This window comes from Arthrobacter sp. J156 (assembly GCF_056172865.1).
Window position 1 is genome coordinate 1965225 of the sequence record NZ_CM149650.1, and the last position, 25279, is coordinate 1990503.

Consider the following 25279-nt stretch of genomic DNA (forward strand, 5'->3'; position numbering starts at 1 on the left):
CTCTAGTCCTCCCACTGCAGTTCGTCGACGGCGTCGAGGATGCGGTCCACGCTGGGCAGGAAGTAGTGCTCCAGCTTGGGCGCCGGGAACGGGACGTCGAACCCGGTCACGCGCAGCACGGGGGCGGCGAGCGAGTGGAAGCAGCGCTCCTGCACGCGGGCCGTGATCTCGCTCGCGACGGAGGCGAAGCCCGGCGTCTCGGCGATGACGACGGCGCGGCCCGTCTTGCGCACGGACGCGCAGACGGTCTCGTCGTCGAAGGGGACGATCGAGCGCACGTCGACGACCTCGAGCGAGCGCCCCTCCTCGGCGGCCGCGGCCGCGGCGGCGAGGGCGGTCGGCACGGACGGGCCGTACGCGATCAGTGTCGCGTCCGAGCCGGTGCGCGCGATCGCCGCGCGGCCCTCGGCCCGGTGCGTCCCGGCGTCGTACTCCGCGCGCAGCGCGTCCAGGTCCAGGGTCTCCTTGGACCAGTACATCTTCTTCGGCTCGAAGAAGACCACGGGGTCGTCGGAATCGATCGCCTCGCGCAGCATCCGGTAGGCGTCGGCGACCGTCGCGGGCGTGTAGACCTTCAGGCCCGGGGTGTGGGCGTAGTAGGACTCGGAGGAGTCGCAGTGGTGCTCGACGCCGCCGATGCCGCCCGCGTACGGGATGCGGATGACGAGGGGAAGCTTCACGGCGCCGCGCGTGCGGTTGTGCATCTTGGCGACGTGGCTGAAGATCTGCTCGAGCGCGGGGTAGGCGAAGGCGTCGAACTGCATCTCGATCACGGGGCGCATGCCGTTCATGGCCATGCCGATCGCCATGCCGGCGATCCCGGACTCGGCGAGCGGGGTGTCGAAGCAGCGCTGCTCGCCGAAGCGGGCGGTCAGGCCGTCGGTGATGCGGAAGACACCGCCGAGGGTGCCGATGTCCTCGCCGAAGAGGACGACGCCGGCATCGGCCTCGAGCGCGTCGGCGAGGGCCGTGTTCAGGGCCTTGGCGAAGGTCGTGGGCTGCGGGGCCGCGGCGGCGTCGCGGGCCGCCGCGCGGGCGGTCGCGGCGCTGACGTTGCCGTTGGCCTCGGAGGACGTGGTCACGGTGGTCACTGGGCTGCCTCCTCGCGGCTCAGTTCCTCGGCGAGCTTCGCGGACTGCTCGGCCAGCTGGGGAGTGGGGGTGGTGAAGACGTGGCGGAAGAGGTCCAGCGGATCGACCTGGACGTCCTCGTTGAGCCCGTCACGCAGCTGCGTGGCGACGTCCTCCGCGGCGGCGGCGATGCGCTCCTCGTCCTCGGCGGCCAGGAGGTCCCGGTCCCGCAGGTAGGACTTCATGCGGGAGAGCGGGTCCTTGGCGATCCATTCCTGGACCTCGGCGTCCTCGCGGTAGCGCGTCGCGTCGTCGGCGTTGGTGTGGGCCTGCATCCGGTAGGTGTGCGCCTCGACGAGGAGCGGGCCGGATCCGGAGCGGGCCAGGGACACGGCCCGGCCGAGGACGGCCAGGAGCGCCACGAGGTCGTTGCCGTCCACGCGCTCCCCCGCCATGCCGTAGCCGACGGCCTTGTGCGCGAGCGACGGAGCGACCGACTGGTGCGCGAGCGGGACCGAGATGGCGTACTGGTTGTTCTGCACGAAGAAGACGACGGGCAGGTGGAAGACGGCCGCGAAGTTCAGGGCCTCGTGGAAATCGCCCTCGCTCGTGGCGCCGTCACCGCACATGGCCAGGACGACGGTGTCCTCGCCGCGCAGCTTGGCGGCGTGCGCGACGCCGACGGCGTGGAGCAGCTGCGTGGTCAGCGGCGTGCACTGGATGCCGACCTTGTACTGCTTCGGGTCGTAGCCGCCGTGCCAGTCGCCGCGGAAGAGCGTCATGGTCTCCACGGGGTCCACGCCCTTGGCCATGACGGCGACGGAGTCGCGGTAGGTGGGGAACATCCAGTCGCCCTCGCCCAGGCAGAGGGCGGCGGCGACCTGGCAGGCCTCCTGGCCGTGGCTGGAGGGGTAGACGGCCATGCGGCCCTGGCGGACCAGCGCCGAGTTCTGGTCGTTGACGCGGCGGCCGATCACGAGCTGTTCGTAGGCCGCGCGGAGCTCCTCGGCCCCGGGCAGCGGATACTCGTGGCCGGGAGCCGTGCCCTGGTCCTCGACGGGGCGCAGCCGGCCGGCCTCGTCCACCATCTGGATCTGCCCGCGGGCCGGCAGGAGGTAGTCCTCCACCGTGATCCCGAAGTTGCGGCAGGCCTCGTCCACCACGGTTCCGGCCTCCCGGCCGGCTCCGCCCGCGGCGTGGCCGTCGTCCGTGTGCGTCACTGCACTCCCCTGTCCTCGTTGGGCGCCGCGGCCCCGCCTGTGGCGCGGGACACATTCTGCGGCAAGTCTCCCACCAATTATGCGAACGGAGATCGGTTCGTATCCAGCGGAGCCGTGAACCGTGGAATCTTGGCCATGGACTCCCGCAAGGTGTGGACGAATTGCTAATGTGAGACGCGCAACATCCGTTTTCGTCACCCGGGCCGGACGCCGCGACCCGGCCACCCGTCCCCGTCCGAGACCCGAGGAGGAACCATGGACGCCCAACCCGTCCCGCTGGACGACGTCGACCAGCGCATCATCGCCGAACTGACCCGCGACGGCCGCCAGTCGGTGACCGCCGTGGCCCAGAAGGTCCACATCTCCCGCGCCCACGCCTACTCGCGCATCAACCGGCTGCAGGAGGAGCGCGTCATCACGCGCTTCACGGCGGTGGTGGATCCCGTCCGGGCCGGCCTGCGCGCCTCCGCCTACGTGACCCTGAAGCTGCGCCAGCACTCGTGGCGCGAGATGCGCGAGCGCCTCGCGGCGATCCCCGAGGTCCACCACATCGGCCTCGTGGGCGGGAACTTCGACGTCATCCTGCTCGTGCGCGCCAAGGACAACGTGGACCTGCGCCGCGTCATCTTCGACCAGCTGCAGTCGATGCAGGGCGTCCTGGACACACAGACGTTCCTGGTCTTCGAGGACGTCGACACGCGCTGACACCCCCTCCGATATCTGCCTCACCACGACAGGCCCAGCCTGGCTCGACGGCGACCAGGCCAACGTCCGCCGCGATAGGCCTCCACGCGACGGGCCCCGCCCCGCGACATACCCCATGCCCAGTTCACGTCCCCATCCCCGGTCCGCGAGACCACCCAGTTCACGTCATCTCGGCGAGACAGCCGCCGGGCGACGACTTCACGAGGTCTACCCCGTGAACTCGCCAATCAACCGCGCCCTCACCCACAAGACGTGAACTGGGCCCGCGGGCGGCCATGGAACGCAGAATCCGGCTCGGCCCCGGCCACGCGCTAAAGCGACAACACGACGAGACGCGGTTCAGCCCTTGAAGACCGGGCGGCGCTTCTCCTGGAAGGCCTTGAACCCCTCGGCGTAGTCCTGGGTCGCGCAGAGCGCGGCCTGGGCCGCGTTCTCCTGCGCCATCGACTCCCAGAGCCCCAGGCGCTGGTCGCGGATCCCGGCGACGAGCTCCTTCGAAGCCCGGAAGGCCCCCGTGGCCCCGCCGGCCACGCGGGCGACGATCGCGCGCGTGGATTCGAGCAGCTCCTCGGCGGGCATCGCGCGGCTGAAGAGGCCCGCGGCGACGGCTTCCGTGCCGCTGATCAGGTCCGCCGTGTAGATGAGGTCCAGGGTCCGGTGGGTCCCGAGCCGCTCGGTGAAGAGCCAGTGCCCGCCGGAGTCCAGGGTCGCCCCCAGGTTGGCGAACGGGGAGCCGATCTTGGCGTTCCCGGCGACGTAGACGACGTCGCTCGCGATCGCCAGGCCCAGCCCGACGCCGAGGCACGCGCCCTGCACGGCCGCGAACGTGGGCGCGGGGAACGCGGCCATCTTCTGCAGCAGGGGCTGCACGAGCCCGCCGAGGTAGCCCTGCACGTCGTCGTCCGCCGGGACGACGCCGGAGATGTCCCGCCCGGCGCAGAAGCCCCGCCCCTCCCCGCGCAGCAGCAGCGCGCGGACCTCGCCGCGCCCCGCGGCGGCCGCGGCGTCGTCGTACGCCGTCGAGAGGTCCGCGAGGGCCTCCGGGCCGAGGGCGTTCATCTTCTCCGGCGCGTTCAGCACCACTTCGGCCACGCCGGCTGAGATCGTCAGCTCGATCATGTCTTCTCCCCTTGGTCCCGCCCGCTCAGGCGTCGAAGTCGACGGACACGGCGTCCGAGGTCGGGTGCGACTGGCAGGTCAGCACGTAGCCGCGCTCGACCTCGTCCGGTTCCAGCGCGTAGTTCTCCATCATCTGGACGCTCCCGGAGACGACCTTGGCCCGGCACGTCCCGCAGACGCCGCCGGCGCACGCGAACGGCACGTCGGGACGGACCCGCAGGGCGGCGTTGAGGATCGTCTCGCGGGCCGAGACGGGGCTCTTGACCTGCCCCTGGAGCCCGTCGAGACGGAAGCCGATCTCGTAGTTCTCCCCGCCGTCGTCCTCCGCCACCGGGCGGCCGATGTGCCCCTCGGGCTTGCTCGGACGTCCCGTCGTGAAGAGCTCGTAACGGACCTTCTCCGCCGCCACCCCCTGGTCGGAGAGCGTGTCGCGGACCAGCTGGACCAGCTCGAACGGGCCGCAGAGGAACCATTCGTCGACCTGCTCGGTGCGGATGACGTTCTCGAGCAGCGTCGTGAGCTTCTCCGCGTCGATCCGGCCCGAGAGCAGCGGCGAGATGCGCTGCTCGCGGGAGAGCACGTGGTGCAGGGCGAACCGGACGGGATAGCGGTCCTTGAGGTCCGCGAGCTCCTCGAGGAACATGACGTCCATCGCGGCCTTGTTGGCGTAGACCAGGTCGAAGCGCACGCGCTCGTTGGCGGCCAGCACGGTGCGGGCGATCGCGAGGACCGGCGTGATGCCGGAGCCGGCGGCGACGGCCACGAAGGTGTCCTCGGTGTCCGTGTCGATCGATTCCGGATCGTTCAGGCCGGTCATCTTGTGCTTGGAGATGAAGGCGCCGGCGGGGCTCATGACGTCCATCGAGTCGCCGGCCTTGAGCTCCTCGTTGGCCCAGGTGGAGAAGAGGCCGCCGAGGTCGCGCTTGATGGCCACCTTGATCTCGCCCGGCCGCGGCTCGGCGCAGATGGAGTAGCTGCGGCGGACCTCGTGGAGCGCGCCCTCGGCGTCGGGCAGCTCCTTGCGCAGCGCCACGTACTGGCCGGGGAGGTAGTCGTATTCCCCCTCCAGCCCTGCGGGCACCGCGAAGGTCACCTCGATGGCGTCGGCGGTCAGGCGCCGCACCTCGGCGACCTGGAGGGTGTGGAAGGCGGCACGACGGCGGCTGGCCGCCTCGGGCGCGGTGGTTTCGGTCATGAGAGCACCTTGAAGTAGTCGAAGGGCTCCAGGCACTCCTTGCACTGGTACAGCGCCTTGCAGGAGGTGGAGCCGAAGCGGGAGAGTTCCTGGGTCTTCAGCGAATGGCAGCGGGGGCACTTGACGGCCAGGCCGAGCGTCACCGGGCCGCGGTGGCCCGTGCCGGTGGGCGGGGCGATCCCGTACTCGGCGAGCCTGGCCTTGCCCTCCTCGCTCATCCAGTCCGTGGACCAGGCCGGGGAGAGCACCTGCTCGACCCTGATCCGGTCGTGGCCGGCCGCGGCGAAGGCCGTGCCGAGGTCCTGGCGGATGGCGTCCATGGCCGGGCACCCCGAGTAGGTGGGGGTGATCACGACGACGACGGCCCCGTCGTCGTCGAGCCGCACCCCGCGCAGGATCCCGAGGTCCTCGATGCTCAGCACGGGGATCTCCGGGTCCGTCACCTGGGCGGCGATGCGCCGCAGCCCGTCGAGGTCCACGCTCGTGGTCTCAGCCATGGCCGCCGCCTACCAGCTGGCGCCGGGGTGCTTGCGCGCGAGCACCTGCATCTCGGCCAGCAGGTAGCCGAGGTGCTCGGAGTGCTCGCCCTGGCGGCCGCGGCACCATGCCGGCCCCGCGGTGGGCAGTGCGAGTCCGGCCTGCTCGAGGACCGCGGCAAAGCGTGCGTCCCAGGCGTCCTTGAGGCCGGAGGGGCGGACCGCGGCATCGCCGAGCTCGTCGTGCAGCGGCTCGTCGAGGAACAGCTCGCCGGCGTAGGGCCAGAGGTCCTCGAGGGCGTTGCGCATGCGGCGCGCGGACTCCTCGGTCCCCTGGCCGAGGCGCACCGTCCACATCTCGGAGTGGTCCAGATGGTAGTCGACCTCCTTGACGGCCTTGGCGGCGATCGCGGCCAGGGTGGCGTCGGAGGAGTCCAGCAGCGCCGTGTAGAGCAGGTGCTGGTAGATGGAGACCATGAGCTGGCGCACGATCGTCACGGCGAAGTCGCCGTTGGGCTGCTCGACGAGGTGGACGGAGCGGAACTCGTCCTCCTCGCGCCAATAGGCGAGGTCGTCCTCCGTCTTGCCCCAGGCCAGGCCGGCGTAGGAAAGGAACGAGCGGGCGTGGCCGAGCTGGTCGAGGGCGATGTTGCCGAGGGCGATGTCCTCCTCGAGCTCGGGCCCGCGGGAGATCCAGTGGCTCAGCCGCTGGGCCAGGATCAGCGCGTCGTCGCCGAGCCGCACGGCGTAGCGCGCGACGGCGTCGGAGGGCTTCTCCTGCTGGATCTGGATGTCCTCGGGGCGCAGGGCGTTGCCCGGGGTGACGCGGGTCGCGGACGCCATGGAGTCGCCGAAGCTGTCGAGGCTGTGGTCTGCCCCGTGCCCGGAGGCGTGGGTGGTCTCGTGCGCGCTCACAGGTGCTTCACGCCTTCGCTCTTGGTGTAGTACGTCGCGTGGCGGTAGTCCTTGCCCTGCGGCGACTCGAAGAACGCGCCCTTCGCGTCGGGATCGGAGGACACGATGTCCTCCGAGCGCACGACCCAGAGGGACACGCCCTCGTTGCGGCGCGTGTAGAGGTCGCGCGCGTTGCGCACGGCGAGCTCGGCGTCGGGGGCGTGGAGGGAGCCGGCGTGGACGTGGGACAGCCCGCGCGAGGAGCGCACGAAGACCTCCCAGAGGGGCCAGGGGCCGTTGCCGTTCTGCTGTTCGGCCATGCTCAGGCCACCTCTTCCTTGCGTGCGGCCTTGGCGGCGTAGGCGGCGGCCGCCTCGCGCACCCAGGCACCGTTCTCGTGGGCTTCCCGGCGGCGCTGCATGCGCTGGGCGTTGCACGGCCCGTTGCCGGCGATGACGGCCTTGAACTCGTCCCAGTTCAGCTCCTTGTGGATCCACTGGCCCGTCTCCTCGTCGAAGCGCAGCTCGGGATCGGGCAGGGTCAGGCCGAGGACCTTGACCTGCTCGGCGATCATGCCGACGAAGCGCTGGCGCAGGTCGTCGTTGGAGAAGCGCTTGATGTTCCAGGCCATGGACTGCTGGGAGTTCGGGGAGTCGCCGTCCGGCGGGCCGAACATCATCAGGGAGGGCTCGTAGAAGCGGTTCACGGCGTCCTGGGCCATCTTCTTCTGCGCCTCGGTGCCGTGGGCGAGCTCGAGCAGGATCTCGAAGCCCTGGCGCTGGTGGAACGACTCCTCCTTGCAGACGCGCACCATCGCGCGTCCGTAGGGTCCGTAGGAGGCGCGGCAGAGCGGGACCTGGTTGGCGATCGCGGCGCCGTCGACGAGCCAGCCGATCGCGCCCATGTCCGCCCAGGAACGGGCCGGGTAGTTGAAGATCGAGGAGTACTTCGCCTTGCCCGTGAGCAGCTGCTCGTTGAGGACGTGGCGCGGGGTGCCGAGGGTCTCGGCGGCCGAGTACAGGTAGAGCCCGTGGCCGGCCTCGTCCTGCACCTTGGCCATGAGGATGGCCTTGCGCTTCAGGCTCGGGGCGCGGGTGATCCAGTTGGCCTCCGGCTGCATGCCGATGATCTCGGAGTGCGCGTGCTGGGAGATCTGCCGCGTGAGCGTCTTGCGGTAGCCCTCGGGCATCCAGTCGCGCGGCTCGATCCGAGAGTCCTGGGCGATGATCTCGTCGAAGCGCGCCTGGCCGGCCTGCTCCTCGGGCGAGGGCACCGCCGCAAGGTGCCCTCCGGCGTCGTTCTGTGCAGCCATGCTGCCCACCTCACTGTGCTTGGTCCATGGGACGGGTTCGAATTACTGACCGTTCGTTCAGGATATGCAAAGGATGTGGCGTGCGTCAATCGCGCGGCCGGGTTCAGACCCCGGTCTCCGCGGGCAACCGCCCCGAGCGCACGGCCTCCCCCAGCGCGGCGTGGTCCGCCTCGGCGAGGTCCGCGTAGCGCCGCGCCCAGCGGGCGACGGACTCCTCGTAGACGCTGGAGGAGCCCAGGTAGCCGGCGATGAACGCGGCCCCCGGGCTCTGGATGTGGGCGCGGGCCAGCAGGGCGCCGCACACCGCCCCGTACTCCTCGGACTCGCCCGCGGTCAGCCGCTCGAGCGCGAAGGAGCCCTTCATGTCGCGGAACTGGCGGATGTAGTAGTCCCGCCGGCGCCCGTCCTCCCCGGCCACTCCCGCGACCCAGCCGAGCATCGGATCCGATTGCGCCTGCAGGATCCGCTGCGCCGCGACCACGCGCCTCCCCTGGCCGAGGGTCGTGATCTGGCGCTCCACGGCCCACGGGACGTCGGCGACGCGGCCGTGCGTCTGCAGCACGGAGGCGCCGGCCTCCTTGGCCTGCAGGAACAGCGGCTCGCCCTGCGGACCGCGCAGCAGGACGATGAAGCACCGCGTCCCGACGCTGCCCACGCCCACGATCCGCAGCGCGTAGTCGACGAGCTCGTACTGGGCCAGCAGCAGGGCGACGTCCGGGCGCAGCACGGCGCGGTAGTCGCGGAAGAGCCCCTCCATGCGTTCCATGTCCCGCACCCGGGGGTGGCGCACGAGAGGCGGCTGGTCGACGATCCGCTCCCGGCCGCCGTCGGATGCCGTCGCGAGCTTCGCCAGGACCTGTTCCGACGTCCGCCCGCGCGCCTTCCGTGCGGCGGGCCGGGCCATCTTCGGCAGGGCATCGGCCTCGACCTGGAAGTAGTAGCGCTCGAGCGCGCCGAGCGAGGCCAGACGGCCGAGCGAGGTCCGGTAGCTGCGCGCCGCCGCCTCGGCGGCCTCGCGGCAGCGGCCCTCGGAGTGCCCGTTGTTGCGCCCGCTGAGCCACAGGCTGGCCGCGAGCCGCTTGACGTCCCACTCCCACGGCCCCGGATAGGCCTCGTCGAAGTCGTTGAGGTCGAACACGAGGCGGCGCTCGGGCGAGGCGAAGAGGCCGAAGTTGGCCGCGTGGGCGTCGCCGCAGGCCACGACGTGGAAGCCGGTCGCGGTGTCGCGGGCCAGGTCGTGCGCCATGACGGCGGCGGAACCGCGGTAGTACGCGAACGGGGTCTCGAGCATGCGCCCGATCCGGATCGGCACGAGCTCCGGATCGCGCGTGGCGTGCTGGGCCTCGAGGATCTCGACGGGGTCCCGGGGCGGGACGCCGAAGGCGACGTGGGCGCGGCGCGGGACGAGGGCCCGGGCGGCCTTTCCCGCGGCCCGGTCGTCCTCGGCCGCGAAGGCCCTACTGGGCAAGGACCTTCGCCTTCTCCGCCTGGAACTCCCCGTCCTCGAAGCGCTGCTGCTGGCGGCGCTCCACGCGCCCCACGACGGCGCCCGCGACGGCCGCCCTGCCCGCAGTCCTGAAGAGTCCCATGGCTTGTCCCCTCGCCTGATCGACGACCGGCGCCCGTCCCCCTCCTGGCCGGATGAGTCAACCGTAGACCCGGCCCGGGGCCGAGTCCATGGCCCGGGACATTCCCGCGCGCGGCGCATCCGTGGCCCGCAACACGGCCGTGGGGTACGCTCCACCGCATGGAATTGTTCGAGAACGAAGCCCTGGAAACCTGGCTCGCAGACAGCGGCGACGCGCTGTGGACCTACGTCATGATCCCGGTGATCCTCGCCGTCGGACTGTCCTTCACCGTCAGGACCGGAGTCGTGCAGTTCCGCATGATCCCCAACATGCTCAAGACGCTCACCGACAAGGCCCTCGTCGACGAGGACGGCAACAAGAAATCGATCTCCGCATTCCAGGCCTTCACGGTCTCGGCGGCGTCCCGCGTCGGCGTCGGCAACGTGGCCGGTGTCGCCACGGCCATCGCCGTCGGCGGACCCGGCGCGGTGTTCTGGATGTGGACCATGGCCTTCATCGGCGGCGCTTCGAGCTTCATCGAGTCGACCCTCGGCCAGCTCTACAAAGTCCGGACAAAGGACGGATACCGCGGCGGACCCGCCTACTACATGGAGCGCGGCCTCAAGGCCCGCTGGATGGGCATCCTCTTCGCCATCATCCTCATCGTCTGCTTCCCGTTCGCCTTCAGCTCGCTGCAGGCCAATACGATCGCGCAGTCCGTCTCCGGCGCCATGGGCCAGGAGGCCAACGCCTCGATCGCGATCGTCGTCGGCCTCGCACTGGCCGTGTTGACGGCCCTCGTGGTCTTCGGAGGCATCCGCCGCATCGCGACCGTCACCGAATCCCTGGTTCCCTCAATGGCCGTCCTGTACATCCTCCTGGGCCTCGTGATCGTCGGCGTCAACGTCCAAGAGCTGCCCCGTGTCGTCGGCCTGATCTTCACCGAGGCCTTCAACTTCCAGTCGGCCATCGGCGGCGGGCTCGGAACGGTCATCCTCCAGGGCATCAAGCGCGGCATGTTCTCCAACGAGGCCGGTCTCGGCTCCGCGCCGAACGCAGGCGCGACCGCCTCGGTGACCCACCCGGTCAAGCAGGGACTGGTCCAGACCCTCGGCGTCTACTTCGACACCTTCATCGTCTGCTCCGTTACCGCGTTCATCATCCTGGTCTCCGTCCCCGATCCGGTCGGGGAATCACGGGGCATCGCCCTGACACAGACCGCCGTCACCTCCTCGCTCGGAAACTGGGCTTCCATCCTCCTCGCGGTCATCATCTTCCTGCTCGCCTTCAGTTCCATCATCGGCAACTACTACTACGGCGAATCGAACGTGGGCTTCATGACGGACAATCCGACCGTCATGGGCGTCTACCGGTCACTGGCCACGGCCGCCGTGTTCATCGGATCGATCGCCACCGTCAATGCGATCTGGAACTTTGCCGACGGCATCATGGGCCTCATGGCGCTCGTGAACCTCATCGCCATCTCACTGCTCGCGAAACCGGCCCTGAAGCTGCTCAAGCACTACATGGCCCAGTACCGGGACGGGAAGGACCCCGTCTTCGTCGCGAGCGACCTGCCGGAACTGCACGGCGTCGAGTGCTGGGAACGCGAGGACGTCACGACCCACGCAGTCCCCATCGTCAAGCCGCGGCGCGGCTAGCGCCTGCTCCGCCGTTCCGCCAGCAGGCCCCGTCCCCTGCCGGAACCGGGCAGCTCCGCTAGATCCACCCCTGCTCCCACGCCTGTTCCACGGCCTCCTGCCGCGTGGCCGCGCCGAGCTTGGACATGGCCGAGGAGACGTGGTTCCGCACCGTCCCGGCCGCGAGGTGCAGGCGGCCCGAGACCTCCTGCACGGTCCCTCCACGGCGGACCTCCCGCAGCACGTCCAGCTCGCGGGCCGTGAGCGGGCAGGCCTCGCCCGAGAGCGCGCTCGCGGCGATGTCCGGGTCCACGTAGCGGCGGCCCGCCGCGACGTCGCGGATGACGACGGCGAGGCGCCCGGCCGGCGTCGACTTGGGGACGAAACCGGAGACCCTGCTCGCGAGCGCCCGGCGCAGCACGCCGGGTCGGGCGTGGCGCGTGACGATCACGGTGCGCGTCGCGACGCTCCGGGCGATCTCCTCCGCGGCGTAGATCCCGTCGGTCGGCGGCATCTCCAGATCCAGCACGCACACGTCGGGGCGGAGCTCGCGGGCCAGCCGGACGGCATCGGCCCCGTTGTCCGTGCTCGCGACGACCTCGATGTCCTCCTCGAGCCCCAGGAGCGCTTCGAGCGCGCCGCGGATCAGGTGCTCGTCGTCGGCGAGGAGGATCCTGATCATGCCGCCTCCTCCCCGCCCGCCGGGCCGGCCGGGAGGAGGGCCCGGACGGTGAACGACCCGCCGTCGGCGGCGGCCTCGAAGCGGCCGCCGCGCTCCTCGAAGCGCCGCGCGAGCCCGCTCAGCCCGGTCCCGGGCGCCGCCCCCTGCCCGGCCGGAGCGTTCCCCACTGGAGCGTTCCCCGCCGACCCCGCCCCCGGCGGGTCCGCGTCCGACGGCGTGGGCCGGGCTACGCCGTCGTTCGCGATCTCGAGGAGCCAGCCGCCCGCTTCCGGACGCAGCGCGATGGAGGCCCGGGAGGCGTCGGCGTGGCGGAGGATGTTGGTCGTGGCCTCGCGCACCACGAGCCCGAGCAGCTTCTGCTCGGCCGTACCGAGGCCCCGCGACTCGACCGAGTCCGCGCACCGGATCCCGGCGGCCGCGAGCACGTCGGCGGCGTTGCGCACCTCGTCGGCGAAGCTGATCTGCCGGTAGCCGTAGACGAGGGCGCGCGTGTCCTCGAGCGCCGTGCGGGCGAGTTCCTGGGCCTGCTCGATCTGCTGCCGCGCCTCGTCCGGCCGCGTCGGGAGCAGTCGCGCGGCGAGCTCCGTCTTCAGCGCGATGACCTGCAGGTGGTGGCCCTGGATGTCGTGCAGGTCCGCGGCGAAGCGCAGCCGCTCGCGCGCCACGGCGAGCTGGGAGGACTCGTGGCGGCTGGCCTCGAGCCGGACCACGACCTGCCACCACCAGACGCTGCCGATGACCATGAGCGGGACGAACAGGGCGTAGACGCCCATCATGACGAGCGAGCGGTCCTCCGGAAGCCGCACGGCCGCCGGCCCCGCCACGAGCCCCGCCAACGGCGCGTGGACCACGAGCAGCCCGAGGCCGACGACGAGGAGCAGGTACCGGGCGCGGGGCGCGAGCAGCGCGGCCGCGCAGCAGCAGGCGAGCCACCAGGGGATCGCCGCGAAGAGCGCGAGCGGCGCGTGGAACAGCCCCAGGATCCAGAGGGCGGCCGGCGGCAGGAAGAGCGCCGCGACGGGCCACGAGCCGGGCAGCCCCTGGCCGAGGCCCGCCCGCAGGAACCAGCAGAAGCGGACCGTGGTGAGCGTCGAGAGGATCAGCAGGACGGCGGCGGCCCAGACGGGCCCGTCGCCGGAGGCGCCCGCGGCATCCGCTCCGAGGAGCGCCAGAAGCGTGAGGGAGTTCGCGACGGCCACGAGGAACACGATCGAGACGAGCGTGTAGATCCACGTCGCCCGCACGCCGCGGACCGGTTCCGAGGCGGGATGCCCGGCGGCGGCCGGCGCGGTGTCCTTGAGCGCGTTCATGCCCTCCAGCCTAGGACCATGACGGTTGTCATGCCCGGGCCGTGACGGCACCCCCGACGGGCGGTGACTCCCGGGCACTGGCCGCGGCGGGTCGGCGCTTGGGAGGCTGGAAGCACCAGCCCGGGCCGCACGGCCCGCCCCGCCGGCGCCGAGCCGGCGCCGCCCGCTCCAGGCCTGACGGCCGTGAAAGGAACCCCCGATGATCGAATGGCTCCAGACCCTCGCCGACGGCACCTCCCCGGCCCTGCAGTGGCTCGTGATCATGTTCGCCGGCGCCATCCCGTTCGTCGAGTCCTACTTCGGCTCCGTCCTCGGTGTGCTGGCCGGCGTCTCCGTCCCGCTCGCGATCGCCGCCGCGGTGGTCGGCAACTGGCTCTCGATGTTCCTGCTCGTGGCCTTCGGCGACAAGATCAACGCGCGCCGCAAGCCCAAGGAGCCCACGCGGCGCCAGGAGCGGTTCCGGGCGATGTTCAACAAGTACGGCGTGGCGGGCGTGAGCCTGCTCGGCCAGACGATCCTGCCGAGCCAGATCACCTCGCTCGCCATGGTCGCCCTCGGCACGCCGCGCCAGGCCGTCGTCTTCTGGCAGACCATCTCGATCATCCTGTGGGGCACCGCGTTCGGCCTGCTCGCCGCGGGCGGCGTGAACCTGATGCAGGGCTGACGCGGGCCGGGAGGGCGCTCAGCCGCCGGGCGCCGGGACCGGGGCAGTGATCCGCTCCGGCAGCCGGTAGTCGGCCTGCCGCACCATGCGCAGCCCGCCGGGCCCGCGCATGGCGGAGGCGCCCGCGGAGTCGAACTCGAAGGACAGCTCCTCGCCGTACCCTCCGAAGCCGTTGGGGTCCTGCGAGCGCAGCGTCGAGCCGTCGACGAACTCGAGCGGCAGGATGTGCTCCGGGTCCAGCGGCGCGGCGAGCGGCAGCGCGTAGAGCCGGCCGCCCAGCAGGACGACGTCCTGCACGCCCCACAGCCCCGCGAAGCGGCCCGTGAACCTCTCCAGCGCCTCGGCGGGGACGTCGGAGTACGACGCCGGGGCCTCCTTGAGCGCGAGCGCCGCCAGGGCGAACACCGCCTCGCCCCACGGAGCGGCCGGCCCGTCGACGGCGTTGGCCAGGACGCTGAGAACGATCCCGGTTCCCGGGCACGCCCACGTGCGCGTGATGTGGCCGGGGTAGCCGCCGCTGTGGCCGAAGGTCGGCGTGCCGTGGACGTCCTGGAGGATCAGCCCCAGCCCGTAGCCGCGGCCGGGCAGCCCCGAGTCCTCGACGCGGCGGCGCATTCGCCGCTTCGAGCGTTCGGAGAGCAGGGGACGCCGACCCGGGCCGGCGTCCGGGCCGGCGCCAGCGGCTCCCGCCGTTTCCACGCCTCCGGAGCCCTCCGCGGCGGGGTCCGACGCAGGCAGGAGCGCGGAGAAGAAGCGGACGAGGTCCGCGGCGGTCGAGTAGAAGCCGGTGGCCGCGTCGAGCGCGCCCGTGTCGACGTGGTCCACGGGCACGCGCTGCCCGAGCGCGTAGGGCTCGCCGGCCGCGGCGAGCGAGGCGTATCCCGTGGCGAGGCCGCCGTGGTCCGGTCCGCGCGCGGAGCGTGGATCCAGGTCCGGCCCGGTGTCGGCGAGTCCGAGTCGGTCCACGATGTGCTCGCGGACGTAGGAGCGGTAGTCCGTGCCGGAGGCGGCGGCGATGGCGAGCCCCAGGAGCCCGTAGCCGATGTTGGTGTACTTGAAGTGCTCGTACTCCCCCGCGATCCGCCCCGCCGCCGCGGCCGCGACGAGCGCGGCCCGGTCCGGGAAGGCGCGGTGCAGTTGCCAGAAGTCTGCGTCCGCGCCGTCGCGGACGATCCCCGTGGAGTGGGAGAGCAGGTCCCCGAGCAGGAGCCCGCCCGCGTCCGTCCCGGCGAGCTCCGGCACGTGCTCCGCGACGGCGTCGTCGAGCCGGAGGGCCCCGGCCTCGACGAGCTGCAGGACGGCGACGGCCGTGAAGGTCTTCGAGTGGGAGGCCACGCGGAAGAGGTGGCCGGTCTCGAGCGGGATGCGGCCGCCCAGGTCGGCGAAGCCCACGGCGAAGCCGCCCAGCGGCTCGCCGTCGAGCGCGGCGGCCACCTGGACGCCGGGTTGGCGCGCCCAGGCGCGCTGGAACCCGAGGTAGCGGGGCGCGTAGTCCAGGACCGAGCGCCAGGCCCCGGCGATGGTCTGCGTGGCGCCGGCGCCCGGGCCGGCGGGGGAACGGGACGCGGAAGACATGCGCCCATCCTCGCACTTCCGGGCGGCGGCACGCGGACACGCTCCGGGCGAACAGGCCGCGCGCGCCGGCCGGCATGGAGTTCAATGGGTGGCATGAGCGAATCCAGTGCAGTGCCGCAGCCGCCCGTGGCCCGGAAGGCCCCCGTCGAGCGGACCCACCACGGCGAGACCTTCGTGGACGACTACGAGTGGCTCCGCGAGAAGGAATCCCCGGAGGTCGTCGAGCATCTCAAGGCCGAGCACGCCTACATGGAGGCCGTCACGGCCCACCAGCAGGATCTGCGCGACGCCGTGTTCAACGAGATCAAGGAGCGCACGGAGGAGACCGACCTCTCCGTTCCGGCCCGGAAGCGCGGCTGGTGGTACTTCACGCGCACGGACGAGGGCCGGCAGTACACGGTCCAGTGCCGGGTCGCCGCCGCCGACTCGGGCGACCCCGTGGCCGACTGGACGCCGCCAGTCGTCGAACCGGGCGTCCCGTTCGAGGGCGAGCAGGTCCTCCTGGACGGCAACGCGGAGGCCGAGGGCAAGCCGTTCTTCTCCCTCGGCGGCCTCGCCGTGACCGAGGACGGGACCCTGCTGGCCTACGCGCAGGACAACGCCGGCGACGAGCGCTTCACCCTGCGCTTCAAGGACCTGGACAGCGGGGAGCTCCTCGCCGACGAGATCGAGAACGTCTTCTACGGGCTCGCCTTCTCCCCCGACGGGACGCGGATCTACTACACCGTGGTGGACGACTCCTGGCGCCCCCACCAGGTCAAGGTCCACGTCCTCGGCACGCCCGCCGAACAGGACGAGGTGGTGTTCCAGGAGGACGACCCGGGAATGTGGACGGGGTTCGACCTCGCTCCGGACCGCCGCGAGCTGCTCATCTCGGTCGGGAACTCCGAGTACTCGGAGACGCACTCGCTCGACCTCGTGGACCCGCAGTCCGCGCCCCGGCTCCTGCTCTCCCGCGACGAGCGGATCCTGCACGGGATGGACCCGCTCGACACCCCGGACGGGCGTGCCTACCTCCTCACGCACAACCGCGACGCCGTGAACAACATGGTCTCGCTCGTCCCCTCGGCGGAGTTCGCCAAGCCGCTCGCCGAGCAGGAATGGGCGACCGTGCTGCCCCACCGCGACGACGTCAAGGTGGAGGGAACCGCCGTGACGCGCACGCACGTCGTGGTCTCCGTCCGGCAGGACACGACCGAGCGCGTCCTCGTGCTCCCGGCCGCCGGGCTCGGCACGACCGGGCAGGGACCGGCCGCGGAGCCGTCCTTCGACGAAGAGCTCTACACGTGCTCGCTCGCCAACGCCGAGTACGATTCCCCGCTCATCCGCCTGTCCTACACGAGCTACCTCGTCCCGCCGCGCGTCTACGACTACGCGCTGGCCGACGGGACGCTGACCCTGCGCAAGGAGACCCCCGTCAAGGGCGGCTACGATCCCTCCGCCTACGTCGCCGAGCGCGACTGGGCCGTTGCGGCCGACGGCACGCGGATCCCGGTCAGCATCGTGCGGCGGGCCGGGGTGGAAGCGGACGGCACCAACCCGGCGCTCGTCTACGGCTACGGCAGCTACGAGATCAGCATGGACCCCGCCTTCGCGATCCCGCGCCTGAGCCTGCTGGACCGCGGCGTCGTGTTCGTCGTCGCGCACGTCCGGGGCGGCGGCGAGCTGGGCCGGCCGTGGTACGAGGACGGCAAGAAGCTCGCCAAGAAGAACACCTTCACCGACTTCATCGCCGTCACGGAACACGTCGTCGCCCGCGGCTGGGCCGATCCGCGGCGCGTCGCCGCCATGGGCGGCTCGGCGGGCGGACTGCTCATGGGCGCGGTTGTGAACCTGGCCCCGCACCTCTACCGGGCCGTCGTGGCCCAGGTGCCGTTCGTGGACGCGCTGACCACCATCCTCGACCCGGAGCTGCCGCTGTCCGCCCTCGAGTGGGAGGAATGGGGCAACCCCATCACCGACCCGGACGTCTACGCGTACATGAAGTCCTACACGCCGTACGAGAACATCGCGTCCGTCCCCTACCCGCGGATCGCCGCCGTCACGAGCTTCAACGACACCCGCGTGCTCTACGTGGAACCGGCCAAGTGGGTGCAGCGGCTGCGCGAGGAGACCACGGGAAGCGAGCCCGTGGTGCTGAAGATCGAGATGGACGGGGGGCACGGCGGGGCCTCCGGCCGCTACGAGGGCTGGAAGGACCGGGCCTGGGACTACGCGTTCGTCCTCGACGCGCTCGGGGCCGTCGAGCGGATCTGAGCACGGCACACGCCGCCTGAACGGGCCCGGACGCGCGCGTCCGGGCCCCTTCACGTAGCCACCGCGACTTGACTTGGATCACCTTTCGGGATTACCTAATGATCGTTCGGTAATTATTGATCGGAGGCCCGGATGACCGGAACACACGCTGATTCCACGCTCCAGGAGGAGTCCGCCGGCACCGCCGCGGTCCACCCGATCCTCGAGAACGACCACGCCTCCGAATGGATGGGCATCGAGGTGCTCCGCGTCGCCGACGGGCACGCCACCATCACGATGACCCTGCGCCGCGAGATGCTCAACGGCTTCGGCATCGCCCACGGCGGCATGGTCTTCGCGTTCGCCGACACCGCGTTCGCGCTGGCCTGCAACCCCCACACCGGCTCGGAGGACACCATCACCGTCGCCTCCGGCGTGGACATCAACTTCCTCAAGCCGGGCATCCCCGGCCGGACCCTCACGGCCGTCGCCGACCGCCGCGCCGCCGCCGGCCGCAGCGGGATCTACGACATCAGCATCCTGCAGTCCGTTCCGGGAGGCGACGACGAGCTCATCGCCGAGTTCCGCGGCCGTTCCCGGACCGTCCCCAAGCGCTAGGCCGGGGCCACCAGCACCCCGGCACCGGGTGGCGCCCGAGGAGGACCAGCCTCCGGCGTCGCAGTCCCCCGGACCCACCACACCACCCGCCACAGCACGCAAAGGCCCCCGCGATGACGCAGACCGTCCCCGAGACCGAGCTTCCCAATCCCCTGGATCCGGAAGAGACCATGAGCCGCGATCAGATCGAGTCGATCCAGCTCGCGCGGCTGCAGGAGACCCTCGCCTACGCCTACGACCGCGTCCCCCTCTACCGGGAGAAGTACGACGCCGCCGGGGTCCACCCCTCCGACCTCAAGGAGCTCGCCGACCTCGCCCTGTTCCCCTTCACCGAGAAGGAGGACCTGCGCCGGACCTACCCGTTCGGCATGTTCGCCGTGCCCCAGCACGAGGTCGCCCGCATCCACGCCTCCTCCGGCACCACGGGCCGCGCGACCGTCGTCGGATACACGCGCTCCGACCTCGACGACTGGGCCAAGCTCGGCGCCCGCTGCCTGCGCCTCTCCGGGGTCAAGCCCGGCTGGAAGGTCCACAACGCCTACGGCTACGGGCTGTTCACCGGCGGCCTCGGCGCCCACGCGGCCGCCGAACGCCTCGGCGCCACCGTGATCCCCATGTCCGGGGGCCAGACGGAGAAGCAGATCACCCTGATCCAGGACTTCGCGCCCGACGCGATCCTGTGCACGCCGACCTACCTGCTCACGATCGGCGACGCCATGCAGCGCGCCGGGATCGACCCCCGCTCGACCTCCCTCAAGACCGCCGTGCTCGGCGCCGAGCCGTGGACCGAGGAGATGCGCCACGAGCTCGAGGTCATGTTCGACCTCGACGCGTGCGACATCTACGGACTGAGCGAGGTCATGGGCCCCGGCGTCGCCGGCGAGTCGAACCAGACCAAGGACGGCAGCCACATCTGGGAGGACCACTTCCGCCCCGAGATCATCGACGCGTTCGACGAGTCCAAGGTCCTCGGCGACGGCGAGCACGGCGAGCTCGTGTTCACCTCGCTGACCAAGAAGGCGCTGCCCATCATCCGCTACCGGACGCACGACCTCACGCGGCTGCTCCCCGGCACCGCCCGCGCCGGGCACCGCCGCATGGGCCGCATCACGGGCCGCAGCGACGACATGATCATCCTGCGCGGCGTGAACCTCTTCCCGACCCAGATCGAGGAGCTCGCGCTCAAGGTCGACGGGCTCTCGCCGCACTTCCAGCTCGAGATCACCCGGCCGAACCGCATGGACGAGCTCGCGGTGAAGATCGAGCGCCGCGACGACTGCACGTCCGAGCGGGCCGGCGAGGCCGCCCGGGAGCTGCAGAAGCTCATCAAGATCCACGTCGGCTCGAGCTGCCGGATCGACGTCGTGGACCCCGAATCGCTCCCGCGCTCCGTGGGCAAGCTCAAGCGCATCTACGACCTGCGCGACAAGTAGCCCGGCGGTTCGTGGAAGAATCGACGCCATGCCCCGATCCCTTGAGCAGCCCGCCGCGAAACGCGGTCGGCCCGGCTACGACCAGGACTCCGTCCTGAACGTCGCCGTCCAGGTCTTCAACAAGTACGGCTACGACGCCACCTCGATGGGCACGCTCGCGCACAACCTGGGGATCTCGAAGTCGGCGATCTACCACCACGTGCCGTCCAAGGGCGAGCTCCTGCGGCTCGCCCTGGACCAGGCCCTCGTTCCCCTCGAGGCGATCGGCGAGGACGAGCGCGCGCTGACCGGCACGGCCGAGGAGCGGCTCGAGTTCATCCTGCGCTCCACGATCCGCGTGCTGATCGAGCGCCGTCCGTTCGTGACCCTGCTGCTGCGCCTGCGCGGCAACACCGAGATCGAGCGCACGGCGCTCGATCGGCGCCGCGCGGTGGACCGCCAGGTCGCCGAGCTCGTGGTGAAGGCCCAGGAGGAGGGATCGCTGCGCCGGGACATCGACCCGCGGACGATCTCCCGCTTGTTGTTCGGCACCATCAACTCCGTCGTGGAGTGGTACCGGCCCGGCGGCCCCGTCACGGCCGCGGAGGTGGAGGAGAACGCGATCCGGATGATGCTGGACGGCGTTCACAGCCGCAACCGGTAGGATCGTTCCGCCCCTTTCCCCGCTCCCCAAGGCAGTCGGTTTTCCGTGGATCAGCTCTTCTTCGACCTCTTCGGGCAGGTGCCCGGCACCAGCACCGCCATGATCGTGTCCCTCTCCGCCCTGAGCACCGTGCTCTCCGGGCTGGCGCTCGTGCTGCTCGCCGTCCGCAGCGACCTGGGCTGGTGGGCGAAGGTCCTGTCCGTCTTCGCCGGCCCCCTGACCATCGCCCTGCTTTACACCTACGCGGACCTCGTCCACGCGCTGCCGCTCATGGCCGTCGCCGCCTACGGCCTGTGGCGTTTCTCCAAGTATCCGACGGCGGGCCGCTTCGGCCGCGACGTCCGCGTCCGGGGTGCGTCCGCGCGCGCCGTCGCGTGGGGCGTCGCGCTGGTCCTGGCGTTCACTGCACTGGGCCTGGGGCAGATGCTCACGAGCGGGCTCGCGTTGTCCCCGGCCGCGTGGGGGCTGTGGGCCAACGCGGCGCTCGGCGCCGTCGTGACGGCCGGATTCGTCGGCATCGCGCACGGGATCCGTGCCGCGTGGCTCGCCGTGGCGGCCGCCTCGGCCGGATTCATCGCCCTCTTCTTCGCCAACCAGCCCGCCCTGGCCACGCTCGGCGCCCTCGTGCTGCAGCTCTTCGCCGCCCTCTACGGCTGGTGGGCCTGGCGCCCGGCCCCGGCCGAGGCGGCCCCGGCCGCCGCGGACGAGGCCTACCCGCCGAGCCCCTACACCACTTGACCCCCGCCTTTCTGCGCATCAGGATCCACTCAGCTGCTGTCTTGAGCGCGGCTCGCGGGGGACGACGGCGGGGCGTGACGCCGCGCACGTCTGTGAACCCTGCGCGTCACGTGCGACTGCGCGGTAGCGCCCGGCGTCGGGTACCTTGAACGCTGGCGGCACCGTGCGTCCCGGCCCGGTGCGCCCCAGGGATTCGAATTTCAATGGCGAAAGTAGATGACTCCATGACTGACACCGCGACCGCGCCCACCGAGTCCGGCACCGACGCCGGCCTGAAGTCCGCCGGCCACGTCATCGTCGACACCCTCGTGGCCCACGGCGTCAAGCGCAGCTACGTGGTTCCCGGCGAGAGCTACCTCGATGTGCTCGACGGCCTCCACGACTCCCCCATCGACACGATCGTCTGCCGCCACGAGGGCGGCGCCGCCTACATGGCCGAGGCGGACGGCAAGATGAACCAGCTCCCCGGCATCGCGATGGTCACGCGCGGCCCGGGCGCCGCGAACGCCCACGTCGGCCTGCACACGGCCTGGCAGGACTCGACGCCGATGGTGCTGTTCGTGGGCCTGATCCCGTTCGAGCACCGCGAGAAGGAGGCCTTCCAGGAGTTCGATCCGAAGGCCTGGTTCGGCACGGGCGCCAAGCGCGTCATGATCCTGGACCACGCCGAGCGGGCGTCCGAGGTCGTGGCGGAGGCGATGTTCGCGGCGATGTCCGGCCGGCCCGGCCCCGTCGTCGTCGGCCTGCCCGAGGACATCATCAAGCACCGGGTCTCGGCGGAGATCCACCCGCAGATCCCGGTCGCGGCGGGCGGCATGACCGTCACGGACTGGAAGGCGCTCAACGACGCCCTCAAGGAGGCGGACAAGCCGCTGTTCATCTTCGGCGGCAACGACTGGACCACCGAGGGCGCCGCGGAGTTCACGCAGTGGCTCGAGGAGCACGACCTCCCGGCGGCCGCGGAGTGGCGTTGCGAGGGCACCGTCCCCTTCGATTCGCCGTCCTACGTGGGCCCGATCGGCTACGGCCGCCCGAAGCCCACCTACGACCTGCTCGAGGAGACGGACCTGCTCGTGTTCGTCGGCACGGTCCCCGGCGACGTCATCACGGACGGCTTCAACATCCGGCAGAACTGGGAGAAGAAGAACTTCCTGGTCACGATCGACCCCTCGCTGCGCGGCCGCTCGGGCCCGGTGTCCTACCAGATCGTCGCCAAGCCGGACGTGTTCGTCCGCGACCTGGTGCGCATGGACCTGCCGGTGAAGGACTCGTGGCGCGAGTGGACGGCGCGCATGCGCGGCGAGCAGGAGGCGTTCGCGGCGCTGCCCCCGGCGGCCCCGCAGGGCGGGCAGGCGAAGATGGCGACGCTCATGGCCAACCTCGTACCGACCCTGCCGCGGGACGCAATGGTGACCTTCGGGGCCGGAGAGCACACGAACTGGGCGCACCGCTACTTCCCCACCAACGGCTACGCGACGATGATCAGCGCGCGCAACGGCTCCATGGGCTACTCGATCCCCTCGGCGATCGCGGCCTCGCTGGCCTCCCCGGGCCGCCGCGTGGTCACGATCGCCGGCGACGGCGAGTTCCTCATGAACGGCCAGGAGCTGGCGACGGCCGCGCAGTACGGGGCGACGCCGCTCGTGGTGGTCATGGACAACCAGGAGTACGGGACCATCCGCACGCACCAGGAGCGCGACTACCCCGAGCGCGTGTCCGGCACGCAGCTGAGGAACCCGGACTTCGCGAAGATGGCGGAGGCGTTCGGTGGCTTCGGCATCCGCGTGGAGGCGGACGACGACGTCCCGGCGGCCGTCGAGGCGGCGCTGAAGGCGATCGACGAGGACGGCGTGTTCGCGCTCGTCCACCTCATCGTGGAGCAGCGGGTCAAGGCCTACTAGCGCGCCGCCCTCCGGGGAGGAGGACGGACGACGGCGGGGCGGCACCTGGGGTGCCGCCCCGCCGTCGTTCCCGGGCCCTTCCGGGCCGGCCTTCCGGGCTACTTCGCCCAGTCCGCGTAGGTCGTGTCTTCCTTCTCGACGAGCGTGAGCACGTCGTAGGTGGCCACGATCTCGCCGTCCTGGTTGTTGATGACGGCGTCCCAGCGGACCTCGCCGTACTCGTCGGTGACGCGCGGGGTGATCTGCTTGGCCGTCAGGGTGACGCGGATGGAGTCCCCGGCCGGGACCGGGGTGATGAAGCGCAGGTTCTCGAGCCCGTAGTTCGCCAGCACGGGTCCCGGCGCCGGCTCGACGAAGAGCCCCGCGGCCCAGGAGACGAGCAGGTAGCCGTGGGCGACGATGCCCGGGAAGAACGGGTTCGCCTCGGCCGCGGCATCGTCTGTGTGCGCGTAGAAAGTGTCGCCGGTCTCCTGTGCGAAAGCCGTGATGTCCTCGAGCGTCACCTCGCGCAGGCCCGACGCGAAGGCGTCGCCGATCCGCAGCTCGGCGAGGGACTTGCGGAACGGGTGGGTGTTCGAGGCCTCGGCGCCGAACTCCTCCGCCCCGGCCACGATGCGGTCGGCGCCGGCGTGCCACACGCCCGTGAGCGCGGTGAGCATGTTGGGCGAACCCTGCACGGCGGTGCGCTGCATGTGGTGCTTGACGGAGCGGATGCCGCCGAGCTCCTCGCCACCGCCGGCGCGTCCCGGGCCGCCGTGGACCAGGTGCGGCACCGGGGAGCCGTGGCCCGTGGAGGAGCGGGCGGTCTCGCGGTTGAGCACGTGGACGCGGCCGTGGTGGCCGGCGATCCCGACCGTCAGGGCGCGCGCGGCCTCCGGGTCGTTCGTGCAGACGGTCGCCACGAGGGAACCCGCGCCCTTGGCCGCGAGCCGGACGGCGTCGTCCAGGTCGGCGTAGCCGATCACGGAGGTCACCGGGCCGAAGGCCTCGCGGCTGTGCACGGACTCGTTCTCGACGTCGTCCCAGGTCAGGACCAGCGGAGACATAAACGCGCCAGCGTCGACGACCTCTTCCGCTCCGGCGGCCGTGCGGACCACGGGGGCGTCGAGCGTGCCGTAGGCGAGCTCGCCGCCGGCCGCGAGCATCGCCTCGACGGCGCCGCGCACGTCGCGCAACTGCTCGAGCGAGGCCAGCGCGCCCATCGTGACGCCCTCGGCCCGCGGATCGCCGACGACGACGCGCTGACTGATGCGCGCGCCGATCGCGTCGACGACGGCCTGCTCGAGTCCCGCGGGGACGATCGTGCGGCGGATGGCGGTGCACTTCTGGCCGGCCTTGACCGTCATCTCGGTGACGACCGACTTGATGAAGGCGTCGAACTCCGGCGTGCCCTCGACGGCGTCCGGGCCGAGGATCGCCGCGTTGAGCGAGTCCGTCTCGGCGGTGAAGCGGACGCCGCCGTCGATGACGTTGGGGTGGGACTTGAGCGAATTCGCCGTCGAGGCCGAACCGGTGAAGGAGAGCAGGTCGCGGTAGTCGAGCACGTCCAGCAGCGTGCGGGCGGAGCCGGAGATGAGCTGCAGCGATCCGGCCGGCAGCAGGCCGGATTCGACCATGAGCCGCACGACGGCCTCGGTCAGGTAGCCCGTCGGGGTCGCGGGCTTGACGATCGTCGGCACGCCCGCGACGAAGGCCGGGGCGAACTTCTCCAGCATGCCCCAGACGGGGAAGTTGAAGGCGTTGATCTGCGCCGCGACGCCGGGGATGCGGGTGTAGATGTGCCCGCCGAGGAACGACCCGTCGCGGGAGAGCGGCTCCGCGGCGCCGTCGACGATGACGTTCGAGTTGGGCAGCTCGCGGCGGCCCTTGGAGGAGAAGGTGAACAGCACGCCGATGCCGCCGTCGACGTCGATCATCGAGTCGATCTTGGTGGCGCCGGTCTTGTAGGAGATCTCGTAGAGCTCCTCGCGGCGGCCGTTGAGGTACTGGGCGAGCTCCTTGAGGCGCAGGGCGCGCTCGTGCAGGGTGAGGGCCCCGAGCTCGCGCTGGCCGACCGTGCGCGCGTGGTGGACCATGGCGCCGAGGTCGAGTCCGTCGGCGCTCACGGCGGCGAGCCGTTCGCCGGTGTTGGCGTCCAGCACCAGCGCGGCGCCGTCGCCGCTGGCGGGGGTCCACCACGCGTCCTGGACGTAGCTGGGGACAAGTGCTGCGGGCTGCTCGGTCTGGGTGGTCATCGTCGACGCGTCCTCCTGAACGATCGGTCAGTAATCCCGCACAACAC

Annotated in this window: 23 protein-coding genes; 9 read left to right on the forward strand and 14 right to left on the reverse strand. The window is 71.4% G+C overall.

Going from position 1 to position 25279, the window contains the following annotated elements; genetic code table 11:
- Window positions 1-2 precede the first annotated feature (2 nt).
- Together AC0QR5_RS08920 and AC0QR5_RS08925 are read right to left on the reverse strand one after the other, a co-directional pair.
- Window positions 3-1091: an alpha-ketoacid dehydrogenase subunit beta gene (locus AC0QR5_RS08920; protein ID WP_329861567.1), complete on the reverse strand. Its 1089-nt coding sequence runs from the start codon at window positions 1089-1091 to the stop codon at window positions 3-5.
- Window positions 1088-2290: a thiamine pyrophosphate-dependent enzyme gene (locus AC0QR5_RS08925; RefSeq protein WP_430633039.1), complete on the reverse strand. Its 1203-nt coding sequence runs from the start codon at window positions 2288-2290 to the stop codon at window positions 1088-1090. Before AC0QR5_RS08925 ends, AC0QR5_RS08920 begins: the two co-directional genes overlap by 4 nt.
- A gap of 255 nt (window positions 2291-2545) precedes the next feature.
- Here AC0QR5_RS08925 and AC0QR5_RS08930 point away from each other — a divergent pair, with 255 nt between their 5' ends.
- Complete coding sequence (locus AC0QR5_RS08930; RefSeq protein WP_329861569.1) at window positions 2546-2995, forward strand: Lrp/AsnC family transcriptional regulator; 450 nt, start codon at window positions 2546-2548, stop codon at window positions 2993-2995.
- A 339-nt stretch (window positions 2996-3334) separates the two neighbouring features.
- Here AC0QR5_RS08930 and AC0QR5_RS08935 read toward each other — a convergent pair whose 3' ends face one another.
- The 8 genes from AC0QR5_RS08935 to AC0QR5_RS08970 all read right to left on the reverse strand — a co-directional run bounded on the left by AC0QR5_RS08935 (window position 3335) and on the right by AC0QR5_RS08970 (window position 9580).
- Complete coding sequence (locus AC0QR5_RS08935; RefSeq protein WP_329861570.1) at window positions 3335-4114, reverse strand: enoyl-CoA hydratase/isomerase family protein; 780 nt, start codon at window positions 4112-4114, stop codon at window positions 3335-3337.
- A 25-nt stretch (window positions 4115-4139) separates the two neighbouring features.
- Window positions 4140-5309 (reverse strand): 1,2-phenylacetyl-CoA epoxidase subunit PaaE, encoded by a 1170-nt coding sequence (gene paaE, locus AC0QR5_RS08940; protein WP_329861571.1) that lies wholly within the window; start codon window positions 5307-5309, stop codon window positions 4140-4142.
- Window positions 5306-5806, reverse strand: coding sequence for a 1,2-phenylacetyl-CoA epoxidase subunit PaaD (paaD, locus tag AC0QR5_RS08945; RefSeq protein WP_329861573.1), 501 nt, complete (start codon window positions 5804-5806; stop codon window positions 5306-5308). Before paaD ends, paaE begins: the two co-directional genes overlap by 4 nt.
- A 9-nt stretch (window positions 5807-5815) precedes the next feature.
- A complete protein-coding gene (paaC, locus tag AC0QR5_RS08950; protein ID WP_430633035.1) occupies window positions 5816-6700 on the reverse strand; it encodes a 1,2-phenylacetyl-CoA epoxidase subunit PaaC in 885 nt (294 codons plus the stop codon).
- A complete protein-coding gene (paaB, locus tag AC0QR5_RS08955; RefSeq protein WP_329861574.1) occupies window positions 6697-6999 on the reverse strand; it encodes a 1,2-phenylacetyl-CoA epoxidase subunit PaaB in 303 nt (100 codons plus the stop codon). Before paaB ends, paaC begins: the two co-directional genes overlap by 4 nt.
- A gap of 2 nt (window positions 7000-7001) precedes the next feature.
- Window positions 7002-7991, reverse strand: a complete 990-nt coding sequence (gene paaA / locus AC0QR5_RS08960; RefSeq protein WP_329861575.1) for a 1,2-phenylacetyl-CoA epoxidase subunit PaaA — start codon at window positions 7989-7991, stop codon at window positions 7002-7004.
- 103 nt (window positions 7992-8094) lie between these two features.
- A complete protein-coding gene (locus AC0QR5_RS08965; protein ID WP_329861577.1) occupies window positions 8095-9459 on the reverse strand; it encodes a DUF2252 domain-containing protein in 1365 nt (454 codons plus the stop codon).
- Entirely contained in the window at window positions 9449-9580 is a 132-nt protein-coding gene (locus tag AC0QR5_RS08970; protein WP_329861578.1) for a hypothetical protein, read from the reverse strand. The genes AC0QR5_RS08965 and AC0QR5_RS08970 overlap by 11 nt, the downstream gene beginning before the upstream one ends.
- Before the next feature lie 158 nt (window positions 9581-9738).
- Here AC0QR5_RS08970 and AC0QR5_RS08975 point away from each other — a divergent pair, with 158 nt between their 5' ends.
- Window positions 9739-11220: an alanine/glycine:cation symporter family protein gene (locus tag AC0QR5_RS08975; RefSeq protein ID WP_329861579.1), complete on the forward strand. Its 1482-nt coding sequence runs from the start codon at window positions 9739-9741 to the stop codon at window positions 11218-11220.
- A 58-nt stretch (window positions 11221-11278) separates the two neighbouring features.
- On the opposite strand, the gene AC0QR5_RS08980 is transcribed toward AC0QR5_RS08975, so the two are convergent.
- Together AC0QR5_RS08980 and AC0QR5_RS08985 are read right to left on the reverse strand one after the other, a co-directional pair.
- Window positions 11279-11881 carry a response regulator transcription factor gene (locus tag AC0QR5_RS08980; protein ID WP_329861580.1) on the reverse strand — a complete coding sequence of 201 codons (603 nt, stop codon included), beginning with the start codon at window positions 11879-11881 and terminating at the stop codon, window positions 11279-11281.
- The gene (locus AC0QR5_RS08985) at window positions 11878-13191 is read right to left on the reverse strand and encodes a sensor histidine kinase (protein WP_329861581.1); all 1314 of its coding nucleotides are present in this window, start codon (window positions 13189-13191) and stop codon (window positions 11878-11880) included. Before AC0QR5_RS08985 ends, AC0QR5_RS08980 begins: the two co-directional genes overlap by 4 nt.
- 199 nt (window positions 13192-13390) lie before the next feature.
- Here AC0QR5_RS08985 and AC0QR5_RS08990 point away from each other — a divergent pair, with 199 nt between their 5' ends.
- Window positions 13391-13855: a hypothetical protein gene (locus AC0QR5_RS08990; RefSeq protein ID WP_329861582.1), complete on the forward strand. Its 465-nt coding sequence runs from the start codon at window positions 13391-13393 to the stop codon at window positions 13853-13855.
- 18 nt (window positions 13856-13873) lie between these two features.
- Here the strand turns inward: AC0QR5_RS08990 and AC0QR5_RS08995 are convergent, their stop codons facing one another.
- On the reverse strand, window positions 13874-15430 hold the full coding sequence (locus tag AC0QR5_RS08995) for a serine hydrolase domain-containing protein (protein ID WP_329861584.1): 1557 nt from the start codon (window positions 15428-15430) through the stop codon (window positions 13874-13876).
- Between the two features lie 93 nt (window positions 15431-15523).
- Between AC0QR5_RS08995 and AC0QR5_RS09000 the strand changes: the two genes are divergently transcribed.
- From AC0QR5_RS09000 to AC0QR5_RS09025, 6 genes are all read left to right on the forward strand, one after another.
- Window positions 15524-17686, forward strand: coding sequence for a S9 family peptidase (locus AC0QR5_RS09000; RefSeq protein ID WP_329861585.1), 2163 nt, complete (start codon window positions 15524-15526; stop codon window positions 17684-17686).
- Between the two features lie 132 nt (window positions 17687-17818).
- On the forward strand, window positions 17819-18283 hold the full coding sequence (paaI, locus tag AC0QR5_RS09005) for a hydroxyphenylacetyl-CoA thioesterase PaaI (protein ID WP_329861586.1): 465 nt from the start codon (window positions 17819-17821) through the stop codon (window positions 18281-18283).
- Window positions 18284-18396: 113 nt separating this feature from the next.
- Window positions 18397-19716 (forward strand): phenylacetate--CoA ligase family protein, encoded by a 1320-nt coding sequence (locus AC0QR5_RS09010; protein ID WP_329861588.1) that lies wholly within the window; start codon window positions 18397-18399, stop codon window positions 19714-19716.
- A 28-nt stretch (window positions 19717-19744) separates the two neighbouring features.
- Window positions 19745-20359, forward strand: a complete 615-nt coding sequence (locus AC0QR5_RS09015) for a TetR/AcrR family transcriptional regulator (RefSeq protein WP_329861589.1) — start codon at window positions 19745-19747, stop codon at window positions 20357-20359.
- 45 nt (window positions 20360-20404) lie between these two features.
- Window positions 20405-21097, forward strand: coding sequence for a nicotinamide mononucleotide transporter (locus tag AC0QR5_RS09020; protein ID WP_329861591.1), 693 nt, complete (start codon window positions 20405-20407; stop codon window positions 21095-21097).
- Between the two features lie 224 nt (window positions 21098-21321).
- Window positions 21322-22998, forward strand: a complete 1677-nt coding sequence (locus tag AC0QR5_RS09025) for a thiamine pyrophosphate-dependent enzyme (RefSeq protein ID WP_329861592.1) — start codon at window positions 21322-21324, stop codon at window positions 22996-22998.
- Window positions 22999-23096: 98 nt separating this feature from the next.
- On the opposite strand, the gene paaZ is transcribed toward AC0QR5_RS09025, so the two are convergent.
- The gene (paaZ, locus tag AC0QR5_RS09030; RefSeq protein WP_329861597.1) at window positions 23097-25232 is read right to left on the reverse strand and encodes a phenylacetic acid degradation bifunctional protein PaaZ; all 2136 of its coding nucleotides are present in this window, start codon (window positions 25230-25232) and stop codon (window positions 23097-23099) included.
- Window positions 25233-25279: the final 47 nt, after the last annotated feature.

Excerpts from the sequence above, each read along its gene's own strand:
- AC0QR5_RS08980 (WP_329861580.1), bottom strand. The coding sequence starts at position 11,881 with ATGATCAGGATCCTCCTCGCCGACGACGAGCACCTGATCCGCGGCGCG.
- AC0QR5_RS08990 (WP_329861582.1), top strand. The coding sequence starts at position 13,391 with ATGATCGAATGGCTCCAGACCCTCGCCGACGGCACCTCCCCGGCCCTG.
- AC0QR5_RS08935 (WP_329861570.1), bottom strand. The coding sequence starts at position 4,114 with ATGATCGAGCTGACGATCTCAGCCGGCGTGGCCGAAGTGGTGCTGAAC.
- paaB (WP_329861574.1), bottom strand. The coding sequence starts at position 6,999 with ATGGCCGAACAGCAGAACGGCAACGGCCCCTGGCCCCTCTGGGAGGTC.
- AC0QR5_RS08995 (WP_329861584.1), bottom strand. The coding sequence starts at position 15,430 with ATGTCTTCCGCGTCCCGTTCCCCCGCCGGCCCGGGCGCCGGCGCCACG.
- AC0QR5_RS09025 (WP_329861592.1), top strand. The coding sequence starts at position 21,322 with ATGACTGACACCGCGACCGCGCCCACCGAGTCCGGCACCGACGCCGGC.
- paaD (WP_329861573.1), bottom strand. The coding sequence starts at position 5,806 with ATGGCTGAGACCACGAGCGTGGACCTCGACGGGCTGCGGCGCATCGCC.
- AC0QR5_RS09000 (WP_329861585.1), top strand. The coding sequence starts at position 15,524 with ATGAGCGAATCCAGTGCAGTGCCGCAGCCGCCCGTGGCCCGGAAGGCC.
- paaI (WP_329861586.1), top strand. The coding sequence starts at position 17,819 with ATGACCGGAACACACGCTGATTCCACGCTCCAGGAGGAGTCCGCCGGC.
- paaE (WP_329861571.1), bottom strand. The coding sequence starts at position 5,309 with ATGACCGAAACCACCGCGCCCGAGGCGGCCAGCCGCCGTCGTGCCGCC.
- AC0QR5_RS08930 (WP_329861569.1), top strand. The coding sequence starts at position 2,546 with ATGGACGCCCAACCCGTCCCGCTGGACGACGTCGACCAGCGCATCATC.
- AC0QR5_RS08975 (WP_329861579.1), top strand. The coding sequence starts at position 9,739 with ATGGAATTGTTCGAGAACGAAGCCCTGGAAACCTGGCTCGCAGACAGC.
- AC0QR5_RS09010 (WP_329861588.1), top strand. The coding sequence starts at position 18,397 with ATGACGCAGACCGTCCCCGAGACCGAGCTTCCCAATCCCCTGGATCCG.
- paaZ (WP_329861597.1), bottom strand. The coding sequence starts at position 25,232 with ATGACCACCCAGACCGAGCAGCCCGCAGCACTTGTCCCCAGCTACGTC.
- AC0QR5_RS09015 (WP_329861589.1), top strand. The coding sequence starts at position 19,745 with ATGCCCCGATCCCTTGAGCAGCCCGCCGCGAAACGCGGTCGGCCCGGC.
- paaA (WP_329861575.1), bottom strand. The coding sequence starts at position 7,991 with ATGGCTGCACAGAACGACGCCGGAGGGCACCTTGCGGCGGTGCCCTCG.
- AC0QR5_RS08970 (WP_329861578.1), bottom strand. The coding sequence starts at position 9,580 with ATGGGACTCTTCAGGACTGCGGGCAGGGCGGCCGTCGCGGGCGCCGTC.
- AC0QR5_RS08985 (WP_329861581.1), bottom strand. The coding sequence starts at position 13,191 with ATGAACGCGCTCAAGGACACCGCGCCGGCCGCCGCCGGGCATCCCGCC.